Consider the following 14,973-nt stretch of genomic DNA (forward strand, 5'->3'; position numbering starts at 1 on the left):
GCATCCGGGGGCGGGGCCAGGAAACCCGCGGGTTCGGCACGCAAATCAGGGGGAGCTGTGACTGGCGGAACCCGGAAGTCGGGCTCGCGCGCCGCCGCCGATATCGTGACACCGCCGCGCCCGCGACCGCCGGGAACAAAGCCTGCTCCGCCCAAACGTGACAAACGCTTCGCGGAATCCGAGGGCCCCCCTCCTCTACAGGCCGGGATGGATGCGCCGGCTCCCCCGCCGCCAAAAGGTGGCGGCACCTGAGAACAGCTGCCTGCCAGCGGCTGTCGCATCATCGGGGCGGAGAGCGGTCCGCCTCGATCCGCCTGGACGATGCGCCGCACGATCCTCCGACATCAGACAGGCACGACATCCCGGCGGTGCACCCGTGAAGGGTGTCATCGCCCTGATGTTCGCTCCCGTGGTGATCTGCTCGAACGGCTGTACCAGCGAACGATCACAGCGGAATGACGGCACTCTCGTTGCCGCGATCAGCACCGATCCCGGACATCTGAATACGGCGATCACGACCAACGGCAGCGTGCACAACGCGGCCGGACTTCTGTACAACGGACTCGTTTCACTCGATGAAAACCTCAAGCCAGTGCCGGAACTGGCCGAGCGCTGGGAGGTGGAGGATGGCGGCGCTCTCTACCGCTTTCATCTGAGAAAGGACGTGCGATGGCACGACGGACGTCCGTTTACCGCGGCCGATGTGAAGTTCACCTTCGACGAGCTGCTCGTAAAATTCCATGCGCGGACGCGCGCCTCGGTCGCGCCGGCGTTACTTCGCATCGATATCCCCGATAACTACACGGTCGAGTTTCGGTTTCGTCGTCCATATGCGCCGTTGTTGCTTCAGCTCGATGTGGAAGAAGCGCCGATCATGCCGAAGCATGTGTTCGCCGGCACAGACCCGCTTCAGAATCCGGCAAACACGGCGCCCGTCGGCACAGGTCCATTTCGATTTGTGTCCTACCGATCGGGCAGTGAAATTCGCTACGCCGCCAACCGGCAATACTTTCGTGGCGCGCCCAAACTAGCGAACGTGGTGATGCGAATCGTGCCGGACGCCGGCACCCAGATTATCGCATTCGAAGCGGGCGAAGTCGACTGGTTGTTCGGGGTGCCCGGTCCCGAACGGGCGCGCATCCGTCGCGATCCGCGCTTCAAACTGATTCAGACGTCTGGGGTCTCCGGCGGAAGCAACTGCGTCACGACGCTGGGCTTCAACCTCGACCGTCCGTTATTCGGCGACGTTCGCGTTCGGCGCGCCATCGCACATGCGCTCGACCGTCGCCAGTTTCTCGACCGCGTGCTCTTCGGCGAAGGCCGCGTAGCGGAAGCGCCTGTTTCCTCGAGGATCGCGTTTGCGCATGCATCGGGACTCAGGATGCCGGCGTTCGACACTGTGCGCGCAGCCCGACTGCTCGATTCGGCCGGCTGGCGGCGCGCCGGCAACGGCGTCCGTGCGGCCGGCGGGGTGCAAGGGGTGAAAGACGGAACGTCGCTGGTAATTGGCTTCAGTGCGATGCCGAGCCAGGGAACGTACGGCGATCTTCTCCGCGCACAGCTTCGAGCACTGGGCATCGATCTTCGGGTCGAGCTTCTCGAACCCGCCGTATTCGGCCAGAAAATCTTTACCGCGCGCGACTTCGATACGGCAATCGTGGCGTACTGCAATGGAACCGATCCGGAGATCGGCGTGCGACGCCAGTACGTGTCGACGAACATCGCGCCGGTTCCCTTCTCCAATCTGGCTGCCTACCGTAACCCGGTGATGGACAGCCTGTTCGATTACGCCGCATCCGCGCTGGACGTTAGCGAGCGCCGGCGCGCATATCGCGAGATTCAGGAAATCGCGGTACGCGATCAGCCATATGTGTGGCTCGTCGAGACTCTGTCGAGCTACGCCTACAACGTGCGCTGCACTGGACTCTCTACATCGTCGCATTTCGCCGCGACGGCACGGTGCATGTGAATCCTGGCTTCGTGCTTCGTCGCCTGCTCCAGGTAATACCGACAGTGGTCGGAATCGTGCTGGCGGGGTTCCTCCTGATCCATCTGGCTCCTGGCGATCCGGTGCTGGCGCTCGCTGGGGAGAACGGCGACGCCGCGTACTATGCGTTCATGCGGACGCGTTTTGGATTGGATAAGCCGCTGCCCGAGCAACTGATCACGTACTTCGCCCGCGTTGCGTCAGGTGATCTTGGTGTGTCGTACGTGCATGGCCGCGGCACGCTGGAGCTCATCGCGGAGCGGGTGCCCGCAACTCTGCTTCTCACCGGGACGGCGTTGCTGCTGGCCATTGTTGTCGCGATACCCCTCGGAGCGATTGGTGCGCAAAGGCCGCATGGCGCCAGAGACGTCGGCATCAACGCGGTCACGCTGTCGTTGTTTTCTGCGCCGGTATTCTGGCTGGGGCAGCTCGCGATTCTCGGCGTTGCCCTCGGGCTCGGCGTTCTGCCCGTTCAGGGCATGGCGACTGCGGGGAGCGGAGCAACCGGCTGGCGGTATGGCCTCGACGTCATGCGCCACCTCATCCTTCCGGCGTTCGTCCTGGCGTCGCAGGAGCTCGCGGTCCTCGTCCGCCTCACGCGAAGCGGTCTGATCGACGAGCTGGCGCGGGACCACATCCGCACTGCACGGTCGAAAGGCATTAAGGAAACAATGGTTGTCGTGCGCCATGCCATGCCCCGTGCGCTGATGCCGGTCATCACCGTTGTCGGGTCACGAGTTGGGCAGCTGATCGCCGGGGCGGTCGTCACTGAAATCGTTTTCGGCTGGCCCGGGCTGGGACGGTTGCTCCTCACGTCGTTGCAGACGCGGGACACACCATTGCTGCTTGCGCTGTTCATGGCGATTGCCTTTGCGGTAACGCTGTCCAATCTCATCACCGATCTGGTCCATTCCGCCGTCGACCCCCGCATCCGTCTCGGCTGATCGCATGAGGTCTGAGCGCGGGCGCACGTCGCGCGTTGGCTGGCGTCCCGCCATGAGCGGCACCGCAGGCAGGCGTGCCGGCGCGTTCGGATTTGCGCTGCTGAGCGTGATGCTCCTCGCTGGACTGCTCGCGCCGGTGCTTGCGGTTGCTGATCCTTTCGCCCTTACCGGACCGTCACTGTCACCGCCGTCGGTGGATCACCCAATGGGAACCGACGCGCTCGGACGCGACCTGTTCAGCGGCGTGCTTTATGGGACGAGGACATCGCTGTTAATCGCGGCTGCAGTCGCACTTCTCGCGTCAGCCTGCGGCGTCACTGTCGGCATTGTTGCCGGTTACCGAGGGGGCCTGGTTGACGATCTGCTGATGCGCATTACGGAATTGTTTCAGGTGATGCCTCGATTCATCCTCGTCGCCGTGATGATTGCACTGTTTGGACCGGGTCTCGACCGTGTCGTTCTGACGCTGGGGCTGACATCATGGCCGACACTGGCGCGCGTCGTCCGGGGTGAGATTCTCGCCACGCGTAACCTCGAGTTCGTCCTGTCCGCCGAAGCACTGGGAGCGACGCGGACCCGCATTTTCTGGAGGGTACTCCTGCCCCAGGTTTTGCCCAGCGTGCTCGTGCTCGTCGGCCTGATGCTGGGGCAGGTATTGCTTCTCGAAGCCAGTCTGGGCTTTCTTGGACTTGGTGACCCGAACACGCTGACCTGGGGGTCCCTCGCCGGGCAGGCTCAGGGATACCTTCGGGTGGCGTGGTGGCTCCCGCTCTTTCCCGGGCTCGCAATTACGCTGACGGTGCTCGGCTTCAATCTTTTCGCGGATGGGTTGGCCGCATTGACGCAACGGCGTTGAGTCACCTTCGGCCCGCGGTTCGACGATATCTATGTGGGGGCAGAATACCGGTTATCAGTGTCGCTCTTTCTTCACGCCTCCAGAGTTCTCCGCACGATCCGAAACCCCTTCCACCATGGCCTGGTCCGCCTCGGGCCGCGCCTCTCCCCAGATGAGCAGCAGACCCATGATACCATAAATCGGGAGATGCCCGACGAGCTCTGACCAACCGAGCAAGGGGAGCGTGAGATTGAACGGCAGCCACAGCGCCAGAATAATCAGGCGAACAAAAACGCCGGACATGAGCAGCAGCCCAAACGTCAGCTCCACTACCCCCGCAATGAACAGGAACTCCGGATCGCCAATCGCCGACAACCCTAACGCGGGAAAAAAGTTGAACGGGTGCTCGGCGAGAAACGCGAGCCCCATCGCGGGGTTCCACAGCTTTTCTGTGAATGCGACCACAACGATGCTCAGCCCCGTGAGAACGCGGAGGACCGTGACCGCGTGAGGCATGAGTCGCTCCACCGGCTTGTGTAGCCGCTCAAGCGACATGTCGAACGCCAGCGGACCACGGCCCGCGGCGAAAAGGAAAAAAGCTATGCCGAGGAACAGCGAGTGCTCGAGCAGGCGCACCGGGCCGAAGAAAATTGCGCCGGCCAGCCAGACTCCGGCGAGCGCAACCGCGCCGAACCGGGTGAGCGCACCATATATGAAGCTCAGCGCAATGGCAATCTCGGCCAGACCCAGGATGGCACCGAGAAAGTTTGCGGGCAACTCAAGGTTGGGGACGAAAAGCCGCAGACCGATTCCGCTTACGAGCAGCGTTACGGCGGTATGAACGCCGATCACGAGCGGCATCCATGAAAGCAGGTCCTGATAGTTCTGCCATTTCATGCCGAGCTCGATAGGCCCTGGGACCAGGGGCCGCCGGCCCCGCGCGCGCCACACTACAACCGCGAGTGCCGTGATGCCAACGGCGACGGCGAGCGGAAGCCACGTCCTTGGCGTTAACGCAAGGTCGTATTGAACCGGAAACCTGGACTCCTCAGTAAACCAGCGCTCATGCAGGAGCATCAGCGCTACGGGTCCGCTCACCTCGTGTTACGAAGCGCGATGATGTTCTCTCGCCGCGCGGCTGGCCGCGTCACAACCCACGGTGCCTCGAGCACGTACAGGCCGGAGTTTACGTCGCTGAGCACGACGTATTCCTGCGCGCCAGCTCTACGGTTCCCGCCTCGCTGAGGCAATATCGCAACGCTGACGACGTACGCCTTGGCCGGCAGTACACCCGTCGGATCGGCCACATCAGGCGGCACGAACGATCCAACTTCGCGGACGCCCCCCGATGAAAGATCGATCACTCGCGCGCCATCCGAGTTCCACGGCACCACCGCGATGTTCCCTCTCACTGCAGCGCGCTGCGGTGAGAAAACACTGAGGTCGCTCGGCGGAAAAATGCGCGAGCGCGGGGTTCGGTGCACGCCGACCTCCCGCGGCGACGCGGGATCCGTAACGTCGACCACGCGTAACGCGCCCCATTCTCCGGGAGAATCCCGCATCGTCGCTGTCACGCGTGCGCCGGCAACGCAACGTCCTTTCACCACCGACGGACAAAGCGCTGAGCGCAGCGCGTCACCGTCTTTCTTGTCGATCATCATCACCGGAATCGCGATCCCGTCGGGATCGCCGTCAGGTGAGAATGCCTCGGGTGCCGTTGTGCTCGTCTGAAGCATTACCACGGCGCGTGCGCCCGCCGCCTGAGCAAGGCGCACGCGGTCGGCTACGGAACATCCGGCGGTATTTGCCGGGGCTGGCTGGGTGGGTTGGCGGCCGCGGTCAACGACAGCGATCCTGCCCCGCGTGTTCGACAGATACGAACCGGTATCCATGGACATCGATTTCGTCTTTGCCGCCGATGCCACGCCGTGTTGCATGGCACCCATGTCGGCGTGCATATCCGCAGCGCCAGCGGGACAGCCCATGCCAATGTACGCGAGCTCGCCGCTCACACCGCCTGGCTGCCGGTAAAGTTGCGCCTTGTTCTGAGGATCATAGAGCGTGAACACCGCCTCGCATCCGAACTTCGATCCCGCAACGGCTGCCGGTCCTTCTACGACCAGTGTCGTGGTTGGCGCAATGAAATCCGCCTCGGAAATCAGCGCCAGATCACGGCCGTTGACGCGAGCTGCCGCAACGTATGCCGCGCTCCCTTCGAACTGGCGGTCGGTGGGATACTTGAACTGCCCCAGCTTCGCGGGCTTGCCTGAACGAGGCAAATCGACGACAAAGAGTCCGCCGTCATAGAACGCAAGCATGCCCCGCGTTCCGTCATGCGAGAACCCTGCTCCATGGCCGGCGCTGAAGGGACGGCATCCATTGGTGGAAAAAATCGGCATGCCTGGCGGGGGGAAAGCGCCAACCTGCACCGGCCAGCGGGGATTCGTGACATCAACGACGCGCAGGTCTCCCGACGCAAATTTGCCCGCCGACGCTCCCGGCTCGAGCGACAATGAGAAGACGCGCCCGTCCGCGCGTTGAACGAGTGAAACGGAATGCTGCGACGATGCGCAACGAGCGGAGCTCTTTGCCGGCGGCAGCCCACACGGCGGGATGCTGTCCGCGTGGACGATGTCGGCGTCGGCCTGATAGCGGCCCAGAAAAACGGGTACGGCTGGCGTGGTGACATCGTAATACGCGACGCCGCGCTCGACTGTGCTGCCACCCGCACCACAGGTCTGCAACGCGACAGCAGCGAGATCTCCAGTGAACGCCGCCGTGCGAACGCGAGCAGCAGCCACACCGTGCGCAGCTACACCGGCCGGCACCGGTATGGTCGCAACCACCACCGGTGTTTGCGGCCGCGAAAGATCAACGATCTTGATCGTTACAGCTTTGCACGGATAAGGGTTATACAGATGCGCGTGAACTCCGGCGGCGGGCATCAACCCCGCGCCGACGATACCAGTTGTGCCGACTATCGCGATGTCGCCGTTAAGTCCGCCGCCGCCGAGGTTGCTCTGGCCCACCAGGCGCATTGTCTGAGCGCCGAGCATCATTGGACAGGCCAGCATGATCGAGAAAGCGATGTGCGCGTATTGCCGCACATGATTCACTCGGCCAGAATGCGATGTTCTCATGGAGGTATCGGTGCGCTAAGCGTCGCGGCAAGCTGCTCGATTGCCTTGACCGCCGGCGCGTCCGGATTGTAATCGACTGGCGTTTTACCAGCGCGCTCGGCCTCCAGCAGCGATGGATCATACGGGATCTCGCCAGCCAGCTTCAGCGAATGCGCCTTGCAGAACTCGGCAATTGCTTTCCGGTCACCATCGTCCCGCACCTTGTTGGCAACCGCAAGCACTTCGCCGATACCGAGTTCCGCCGCGAGTGCCGCAACCCGTTTCGCGACCTCCATCGATCGGTAATACGGTTCGATCGTGGCGACAAAACGCGACAGGCTCCTTCCGGTTCCCCGGGACAGATGCTCGAGTCCCGCTTCCATGTCGACGATGATATCCCGATCATCGTCGTCTTTTCTCACCAGCTCACCAATCAAGCCGCGGACCGCGGCGTGGGCGCTGCACAGTCAACCAGCGCCGCCATGGTTCACCTTACCCATCACCAGCAGACGGATGCCGTCGGGCCCCGGCGCGGAGTAATTGGAGATGATGTCGTCGGAATTCGCGGTGAAAACCGTTTTTGTAGTACCGTCCTCCTGCTGCTGACGCTCCATCATGTTGCGCGGGAGGTCCATCATCTCCTGCGCCTTTTCCGGAGGAACACCAAGCGTGACGGCGAGGTTTGGCGTAGTATCGGCATCAATTGCCAGCACCTGCCTCCCCTGCCGCGCGAGAACCCGGGCAAGAGTGCCCGAGATTGTCGTCTTTCCAGTCCCGCCTTTTCCCGCAATCGCTACTCGCATCAGTGTTTGTGCCCTCCGGCAGCGCGGACCGCGTGACATTCGGCCGCGCCCGCTGGGTTGTCGTGACAGTCGCAGCCGGGATCGCTGCATTCGCCGTGCCCCTGAGACAGCAGCTCGGAAAACTCATCCTTGAACCGGCGCGATGCTTCGCGGCGTCCGACTTCGGTCAACCTGTACTCGGCGATGCTTCCGCCAAGCTCGACCACGTAATTGCGTTCCATCAGATCGGTCAGCGTCGCGCGCACAAGTGCCTCTGGATGCGCAAGAAACCGCGTCATGCCAACCAGGTTTGCGCTCGCCTGCAAGCCTTCGCCTTCGAACCAGAACAGCAGCTCGAGCATTTCATCGCGCCGCGCGATCTCCAGCCCCGCGTCATCACTCATGAACTCCAATCTCCTCTTCCGCGGTCGCCGAAAAAACTTTCTCACTCGCCAACAGATGATGGATGCGGCGCACGGCAACGTCAACCGCGGCCCGCACCGGAGGCGTGAGCTCGCCGGTAAGGTCGCAGGTCATCTCATCGACTTGCATCGGTTCACACCCCACGAGAATCACCCTCGGCGGCAGTACGTTGAGCGCCTGCGCCACCGAGAGAGCGTGGGACGGAATCGCGACATGCATATCCACCCGCTGGACCTGCTCCACACCGTCGACTTCAAGCACATACACCGTGCCAGGCTCGCCGCCGCGCGTCATCGCGTCCGCAATAATCAGCAGGTCGCACGGCGTGAGCAGGTCCTGCGCTAGACGTATCCCGGCAGTGCCGACCTCCATCAGGTCAACACCCGGCCCGGCAACTCCTTCGTCCCCGAGCCGGCGCACTACTTCGACACCAAAGCCATCGTCACCGCGGAGAGTGTTGCCGAAACCAGCTATCAAAGTCCGCGGCATCAGGAGGTCCCGGTTCGCGGTACTGGCTCGACACCCACGGCGACCTCGACATTCCCCGCTTCGACTCTCACCGGATAAACGCGGATTCTGTCCCCGCCAGATGAATCTGCCCGCGCCCCGGAGCGCACATCGTACCGGCAACCATGCCAGCTGCAGACGAGAACCGCATCGTCGAGCGAACTGTATGCCAGCGGCAGCGGACTGTCTCCGCAGTTGGCCGCAAGTGCATAGTATTCGCCGCCAACGTTGGCGATCAGAATTGATTCAGCACCGGCTTCGATTGCCCGCGTTTCGCCGGGCTCGAGATCCGTGGCGGGGAACGCGGAGTGGTAAACCGGCCGGTTGGCTCGGCGCAGCCCGCCCAGTTTCACAAGCTCCGCGGCTTTCGGCGCACGCTGCCGCTCGCCAATGACGAGAATCTGAAAACCGATCAGCCCCTCTCTGAGAGCCGACTCGATATCGCGTCGAACCGCGTCGACGGAAAGCCCGCTCTTCTCTACTCCGTGCAGCTTCACGAAGACTTCGCTGCCCCCCACATCCAGCAGCTCGACGTCGACTCCGTGAGAATGCAGGTGGCCGCGCACGGCATCGAGCGCTTCCTCGGTGTTGATTCGCCGATCCACCGCCAGCAGATCGTACGACATGAAGAGCAGCCGTATCGCCGGGTCCGCGGTCAGGCGGTCCATGAACTGCTCCCCCCCCATTCCCACGATCGCGCTGAAAAGGTGCGTGAGCGCTGTTCTGTGCACAGCGTCGATGCCTTCCAGCAGCGCCGTCACCTGCGCCCGCACGTCAGGGTCAGCGTGACCCTCGAGCGCCGCGATAATATCCGCGATATAATCGAGAAGATCGTCGTGCGGCTGGACGACGTCGGGCTCGCTGCCTGTCCCCGTCATCCGAATCTGAATGCCGGCACGGCTGTCAATACAAGGGATCCCATAGGTAATTGGGCGGAGGCCCCGTCGTCAGTAGCGAGGGACCATACGAGATCGCAGATATCGTCGAACGCCGCTGCCACTTCACCGCTCAGGGCCGCGCCGAACTCGTGAGTCTCCGGCTCCACCTCCACCACGACGACATCGTCCGGCAACGCCTTGAAGTAGCGCGCGATCACTAGCGTATTCTCGAGCGCGATTATTCCGGTCACGGCATCGGTGACCATGCGCTGAATCTCTTCGTCAGCGGGCAGTCTGCCGTCCCATCGATAAGCGCGGACAGTGCCGGCCGGCCGATCTCCCCGTTTGACTGCAGAGACGACTACGATCCGGTCGAAGCGGGTTTCAGGTTGCTCGTCCTGCAGCCGCTGAATAATCGCGATCGGGTTGTAGCTCAGATCCTCGACTACGACATTCGCCGGAGCGTCACGCCCGGACAGCCGCTCCTGAACCTCGATCCCGATCGAGTAATCACACAGATCGGGATAGGCGACACCCCCCACCAGAACCCGCACCGCCTACGAGCTCAGTCGTCGAGGCCGCAGGCGCAGGTGTTCACTTCACGCGTAATGAGGCCGCCCTCCGACTGAATGTGGGTCGTGCACGGCATGCACGGATCGAAGCTGCGAATTGCACGGAGCACGTCCAGCCCGCGGAACTTCGCCGGATCATTGGACTCCTCCAGCAACGGCGTGTTCAGCACCGCTTCTTCGTACGGACCCGGCTGTCCCCAGCGGTCAGTTGGCGATGCATTCCAGGTCGACGGCGTGACGATCTGGTAGTTGGACACTGCGCCGCGATCAAGCGTCAGATGGTGGGTCAGATAACCCCGGCCCGCTCCCCAGAATCCAACCCCCTGCTGAGTTCCGCGCTTGGGGATCTCGAACTTCGTGCTCGTCTTCGTGTCACCATCCTTGAGCCTTTCCATGGCACCCCGCCATTGCTCGAACGCAATGAGCGTCGTGAACGCCATGCAGTAGGCGCGCGCACGATTCCGCTCAAACGCGTTCCACACCTCGGGCACGTGCCACTCGAGCTCGGTCTCTGGCAGTGCTCCCGCCGGCATCCGCATCTTCAGCGAGTGCCCGGTGGATTCCATGAAGGGACTGTCGGGCATCTTCTGGGCGACGGCGGAATTCCAGAGCCGTGCGTACGCGCCACCTTCCATTGCCTGCCGATCCCACCGTGGCGTTGTATCCCAGGTGTACTTCTCCTTCCAGTTTTGTCCCTGCGGACGCGGACGCGTGACCTTGTTCCACGGATGGTATGGCGACAGGGGGTTGCCGCTGGGATCAGTCGGGAAATGCTGCTGCTGTCCCTCGCCGGTCCAGTCCTCGTAATAGGAATGCTCGACGAATTCCTCGAGGCCGATGTTGATCGTCTTCAGATCGGTGGTGACGAGCTTGCCATCGACGATCGCACCCGGAGTCGCCCACCGGCGGTTCCCCCACTCATTGCAGTTTTCGTACGTGGCGTCATACGCATCAGGATGATCGAAGATACCAGTGTCGATCATGTTCGCCCGGCGCGCGCCAACTTTCTTGTACTCTGGATTGGCCTCATAAAAAAAGGTCGTGATGTCATCCCAGATGAGCGCGAGCTTCTTGGAGTAATCGAAGAACTGCGACAGGCGGACGAACATCTCGTTCATCACCGTCAGGTTGATCGTCGAGCTCATGCCTCCCGGCACGATGGTCTGAGGATGCGGATACTTGCCGCAGATCAGCACATATGCCTCGCGCGCGACGCGCGTCATGTGGAGCGCCTCGAGGTAGAGTTTACCCGTGAGCGGATTCAGATCAGTCATCAGATCGGCAATCGTCCTGTAGCCATGGATCGCCGTGTGATGAGCCTCGGTCGTGGTGGCGCGGGCGTAGAGTGACGGGTTGGTGGGCTCGACGATCACCTGCGAATAATCCGGGCCCGCCAGAAGATGCAGGTGAAGCGGATGGTCGTACAGAAACTCGAGCGCCAGCGCGAGGTTGCGGATGAGAACGCCAAGCGGGGGCGGGCAGCATCCGATCGCCATCTCGATGGCAAGCGCGGAACACGTTGAGTGGACGCCGCCGCAAACGCCGCAGGCCCGGCTCGTTATGTAGATGGCGTCGCGCGGATCCCGGCCAATCATGATGACTTCATAGCCGCGAAAAAGCGTTGCGACAGAACGCGCCTCGATGATCTTCCGGTTCTCGAAATCGGCGACGGTATGGAACGCAAGCGCACCGGCAACGCGCGTGACTGGGTCAAAATCCACATTCTTTATGTGGCCGTTCCGCTTGAGCAGGTCCTCGATCTTGTCCGAGGTCAGCTGTCTCGGTCCCTCTGGCGGCGTCGCGGTCGCCGTAGCATATGGATCGCCCACCCCATTCCGCAGGAACGGCTTGCCGCTGGCGTCGAACTCTACCGGTAGATTTTTAAAGCACATGTCGGTTCGGATTGGTTAGGTGAGCCTGACCACAGTTGGCGCGTGACTAAGTAAGCCTGAAAACGGTTGCCGCGCGGCCGAGATGCCCGTCGGCGACGCGCAACCCGCCAAGCAGCGCAACGAGGGCTCCGTTGATCGTCGTCAGCTTCTCGGGCAGAGGCGCCGTGTGACCGGCCACGGCTTCGAGGCCGTCGGCAATCGCGGCGACGCTCTTTTTCGCGGAGAGCAGAGCCCACGCAATCGCAATGAGAAAACCCGCGAGCGCGATAACGACGAGCGCTACAGTAATCAGGGTAAGTGTCAGCAGCATTATTGTATCCTCACCCGGCTCTCTGCTCGAGAACGTTGGCGACGGTGTCGAGTTTTCCCGCTACGTTCCCGGCGGTTCCGAGAATCTGTGTGGCTACTTCAATTGTTGCATCCAGGGCGACGATATTTGCCGTATTTCCGGCGATACCACCCGCCGCCGTCAACGCTTCTGCCGCGAAGTGCTGGATAGACCTCGCCGCACGCCATGTGCGATGCAGATAATAAACGGCCAGCGGAACGAACAGACCGAGTGTAAGAATGAGTCCCGTCCACCAGATGGCGAACACGGCGTCAGGAAACATCTCCGCGGATGTCGTCATTTCGCCCCCTGCGCCGACACCGCTGTGATCACTCCACCCAGATTCCTGTCGATCGCGCCCATGCCGTCGCGGACCGCCGTGAGCCCCCCGTTCAGCTTGATCACTTCCGGAGCGAGACCGCCCGTCTGGACCTCGATCGCTCGCACACCGAGCCGAATCTTCGATAGAAAGCTGGCAGGATTTCCGTAACCGGCCTTCTTGCTGCCGCCAATCTTTTCGAGCTCGGTTGTAATAGAGCTGAGAAACAAAACAAGCGCGATGAAAAGCGCGGCAGCCGCAACAAGCGAGATCAGGGCAAGCAGCGTCATCGTATTCATCGGAGCCACTCCGGTCCAATCACACACGTGGGACACATCGAGCATTCCTCGGCATGCGAGTGCACGCCCGCCGTGGCATTCACCACCCCGACCGCCGACCCGAGAATCTTCCCCGCGACGAGATTGGTTCGCTTGAGCAGCGCGATGTGGATGGTGTTGTTGGCGATGCGCTGCCCCACGTTCCAGATCGCGGACACTCCGCCGGTGATGTCGCGGGCGGTGCGCAGTATCAGCGTGAGCAGGATCGCTACGACAACGAGAACCGCGACGAAAACGCCAAGCGTTATCATCCAGATCGTCTGAACTGTTTCCGGGGTTATCTCAGACACGGGAAGGCCCTCCACTCGCTCCCGCATGACTCTCCAGGGCCGCCACCAGCGCACCGCCCTTTGCCTCTATGCTTTGTACTGTTTCGAGAAGCTGACCCGCCACCTCGTTAGTCGTCTCGAGTGCCCAGATCGGCATCGTGCTCTCGCGAATTTTCTCCGCCGCCGCCAGCGCCCGCCGCGCGTGAGCAAGAATGCTGCGCGCGGTGAGCCAGATTGTTATCAGCAACACTGCGGCAATCAGAATCACCACCACCGCCAGCGCCATCCAGAGTCCCCACGATCTCCACAGCTCAGTGTCTGTCACGGGTGTCCTCTATCGTGGAGTTGTCATCCAGATAATCGCTCTTCGAACCCGGTCGGTCACCGCCCCAGAATCTATCTTCGGTACCCCTGGGACGGCCCGGCGCCTTCGCCCCCCAGAACTGCCATTTCTTGTAGAAGAACTCCATAAGCTTGAGTGACGGAGTGGCGGTATTCACGTTTGCCCACCCGCTCGGCACTGCATTGAGCTTGTCCCAGCGCACTTCTGAGTTCGCGTGCCGGTTGCTCAGCCGCCGCGCGCGCCGGATCACCGCCCCCACCCCACGCGACATCGTCGTCGAGATAAGTCCGCCCGGGGGCTCCTTATAGAATGGCGAAAACTTGTCGGGGAACCCCGGCATCGTGCAGGCAATGCAGACCCCGCCGGCCTCCATGCACCCTCCCATGTGGTTCAACGCGCCGCGCTTCACGATGTTGCAGTTGACCACCGGCCCCCAGCATCCGAGCTCGATAAGGCACTCGGGGTCGCCATAGTTCTTGGCGAACACTCCTTCCTCATAGTACCCGGCGCGCGTGCAGCCGCGGTGAACACTCTCGGTGAACAGCCACGATGGACGGCCAAGCTCGTCAAAGGAAGGAAGCGGTCCGAGGCCCTGCAGAAAAAGCAGTACGGCAAAAACCGTCTCGGTGAAGTTGTCGCCCTGTGGCGCGCAACCCGGGATGTTGATCACCGGGAGGCCGAAAGCGCTTCTGTAGTCCTTACCGAGAAAGTCCATCAGGCTCATCGAGCCGGTGGGATTCCCGACCGCGGAGGGGATACCTCCCCACGTGGCGCATGTGCCGATCGCTATGGTGGCAGCCGCGCCGGGAGCGAGACGGGAGATCCACGTTGCCGTGGGAACCGGTCCATGGCCATCGGTTCCTTCAATTGCCTGGCTACCCATCGCCGAGAAATAACCCCCGGTGCGCGCAGCGATGCGCTCGTCCGCGATCGAGCCTTCAGCTACGATGACATACGGATCCTCGAGCTTCCCTTCCCACGCATCCAGCATCGGCTGGATGAACGCCTCGCCGTGCTCGACCGAAAGCACCGTGTGGTGAAGCAGGACCTGAGGCATCGTGGGCACCGTGCCGAGCAGCAGCCCCTCGATGCCCGGGTTCGTGGCTCCGGCGACGGCCACGGTGCATCCGTCGCAGCTCATTCCGGCTATCCAGAAAACGTGCACAGTCTTGATTGGGCCGAGCGGCAACCGTTCGGGCCGGGGATGAGGGAGCGTCGCCGGAATAGGTGGCTGCGTGGTCTTGATTGTATCCTGTTCAACCGCTGTCGCCATGACGTGCTCCTTTCGCAATCCGGGAAGTATACGCCGCCGCCTGCCGCCCGGATCTCGGTTGGGCAGCCGACGCGGACGCCGTTTAGCTGTTTACAAGGGTTACAAAACAAATACCTTCAATTCACATGCCGTTGACGGCCGCACACACGTCCCGCACACAATGC

At 62.3% G+C, this 14,973-nt stretch carries 18 protein-coding genes; 3 read left to right on the forward strand and 15 right to left on the reverse strand.

Annotated elements, in window-relative coordinates:
* The first annotated feature begins 376 nt into the window (after positions 1 to 376).
* The 3 genes from WKF55_13900 to WKF55_13910 are packed head-to-tail and all read left to right on the forward strand — an operon-like array spanning position 377 to position 3,787.
* Positions 377 to 1,969: an ABC transporter substrate-binding protein gene (locus WKF55_13900; protein ID MEJ7760673.1), complete on the forward strand. Its 1,593-nt coding sequence runs from the start codon at positions 377 to 379 to the stop codon at positions 1,967 to 1,969.
* Entirely contained in the window at positions 1,960 to 2,931 is a 972-nt protein-coding gene (locus tag WKF55_13905; protein ID MEJ7760674.1) for an ABC transporter permease, read from the forward strand. The genes WKF55_13900 and WKF55_13905 overlap by 10 nt, the downstream gene beginning before the upstream one ends.
* A 4-nt stretch (positions 2,932 to 2,935) precedes the next feature.
* A complete protein-coding gene (locus WKF55_13910) occupies positions 2,936 to 3,787 on the forward strand; it encodes an ABC transporter permease (protein MEJ7760675.1) in 852 nt (283 codons plus the stop codon).
* A gap of 54 nt (positions 3,788 to 3,841) precedes the next feature.
* On the opposite strand, the gene WKF55_13915 is transcribed toward WKF55_13910, so the two are convergent.
* The 15 genes from WKF55_13915 to WKF55_13985 are packed head-to-tail and all read right to left on the reverse strand — an operon-like array spanning position 3,842 to position 14,809.
* Positions 3,842 to 4,864, reverse strand: coding sequence for a hypothetical protein (locus tag WKF55_13915; protein MEJ7760676.1), 1,023 nt, complete (start codon positions 4,862 to 4,864; stop codon positions 3,842 to 3,844).
* The gene (locus WKF55_13920; protein MEJ7760677.1) at positions 4,861 to 6,906 is read right to left on the reverse strand and encodes a PA domain-containing protein; all 2,046 of its coding nucleotides are present in this window, start codon (positions 6,904 to 6,906) and stop codon (positions 4,861 to 4,863) included. The genes WKF55_13915 and WKF55_13920 overlap by 4 nt, the downstream gene beginning before the upstream one ends.
* A complete protein-coding gene (locus WKF55_13925) occupies positions 6,903 to 7,307 on the reverse strand; it encodes a hypothetical protein (protein ID MEJ7760678.1) in 405 nt (134 codons plus the stop codon). The genes WKF55_13920 and WKF55_13925 overlap by 4 nt, the downstream gene beginning before the upstream one ends.
* Before the next feature lie 45 nt (positions 7,308 to 7,352).
* Complete coding sequence (locus WKF55_13930) at positions 7,353 to 7,688, reverse strand: AAA family ATPase (GenBank protein MEJ7760679.1); 336 nt, start codon at positions 7,686 to 7,688, stop codon at positions 7,353 to 7,355.
* Entirely contained in the window at positions 7,688 to 8,071 is a 384-nt protein-coding gene (locus tag WKF55_13935; protein MEJ7760680.1) for a hypothetical protein, read from the reverse strand. The genes WKF55_13930 and WKF55_13935 overlap by 1 nt, the downstream gene beginning before the upstream one ends.
* The gene (locus tag WKF55_13940) at positions 8,064 to 8,579 is read right to left on the reverse strand and encodes a hydrogenase maturation protease (protein MEJ7760681.1); all 516 of its coding nucleotides are present in this window, start codon (positions 8,577 to 8,579) and stop codon (positions 8,064 to 8,066) included. Before WKF55_13940 ends, WKF55_13935 begins: the two co-directional genes overlap by 8 nt.
* Complete coding sequence (locus WKF55_13945; GenBank protein ID MEJ7760682.1) at positions 8,579 to 9,475, reverse strand: Rieske 2Fe-2S domain-containing protein; 897 nt, start codon at positions 9,473 to 9,475, stop codon at positions 8,579 to 8,581. The genes WKF55_13940 and WKF55_13945 overlap by 1 nt, the downstream gene beginning before the upstream one ends.
* The gene (locus WKF55_13950; GenBank protein MEJ7760683.1) at positions 9,472 to 10,029 is read right to left on the reverse strand and encodes a hydrogenase maturation protease; all 558 of its coding nucleotides are present in this window, start codon (positions 10,027 to 10,029) and stop codon (positions 9,472 to 9,474) included. Before WKF55_13950 ends, WKF55_13945 begins: the two co-directional genes overlap by 4 nt.
* 11 nt (positions 10,030 to 10,040) lie before the next feature.
* Positions 10,041 to 11,939 (reverse strand): nickel-dependent hydrogenase large subunit, encoded by a 1,899-nt coding sequence (locus tag WKF55_13955; GenBank protein MEJ7760684.1) that lies wholly within the window; start codon positions 11,937 to 11,939, stop codon positions 10,041 to 10,043.
* Between the two features lie 46 nt (positions 11,940 to 11,985).
* Positions 11,986 to 12,249 (reverse strand): hypothetical protein, encoded by a 264-nt coding sequence (locus WKF55_13960; GenBank protein ID MEJ7760685.1) that lies wholly within the window; start codon positions 12,247 to 12,249, stop codon positions 11,986 to 11,988.
* A 10-nt stretch (positions 12,250 to 12,259) separates the two neighbouring features.
* A complete protein-coding gene (locus tag WKF55_13965) occupies positions 12,260 to 12,568 on the reverse strand; it encodes a hypothetical protein (protein MEJ7760686.1) in 309 nt (102 codons plus the stop codon).
* Complete coding sequence (locus WKF55_13970) at positions 12,565 to 12,885, reverse strand: hypothetical protein (protein ID MEJ7760687.1); 321 nt, start codon at positions 12,883 to 12,885, stop codon at positions 12,565 to 12,567. The genes WKF55_13965 and WKF55_13970 overlap by 4 nt, the downstream gene beginning before the upstream one ends.
* Positions 12,882 to 13,214 carry a hypothetical protein gene (locus tag WKF55_13975; protein ID MEJ7760688.1) on the reverse strand — a complete coding sequence of 111 codons (333 nt, stop codon included), beginning with the start codon at positions 13,212 to 13,214 and terminating at the stop codon, positions 12,882 to 12,884. Before WKF55_13975 ends, WKF55_13970 begins: the two co-directional genes overlap by 4 nt.
* The gene (locus tag WKF55_13980) at positions 13,207 to 13,518 is read right to left on the reverse strand and encodes a hypothetical protein (GenBank protein MEJ7760689.1); all 312 of its coding nucleotides are present in this window, start codon (positions 13,516 to 13,518) and stop codon (positions 13,207 to 13,209) included. Before WKF55_13980 ends, WKF55_13975 begins: the two co-directional genes overlap by 8 nt.
* The gene (locus WKF55_13985; GenBank protein ID MEJ7760690.1) at positions 13,505 to 14,809 is read right to left on the reverse strand and encodes a hypothetical protein; all 1,305 of its coding nucleotides are present in this window, start codon (positions 14,807 to 14,809) and stop codon (positions 13,505 to 13,507) included. Before WKF55_13985 ends, WKF55_13980 begins: the two co-directional genes overlap by 14 nt.
* Positions 14,810 to 14,973: the final 164 nt, after the last annotated feature.

The sequence above is a fragment of the Gemmatimonadaceae bacterium genome (assembly GCA_037721215.1).
Classification (GTDB): domain Bacteria; phylum Gemmatimonadota; class Gemmatimonadetes; order Gemmatimonadales; family Gemmatimonadaceae; genus UBA4720.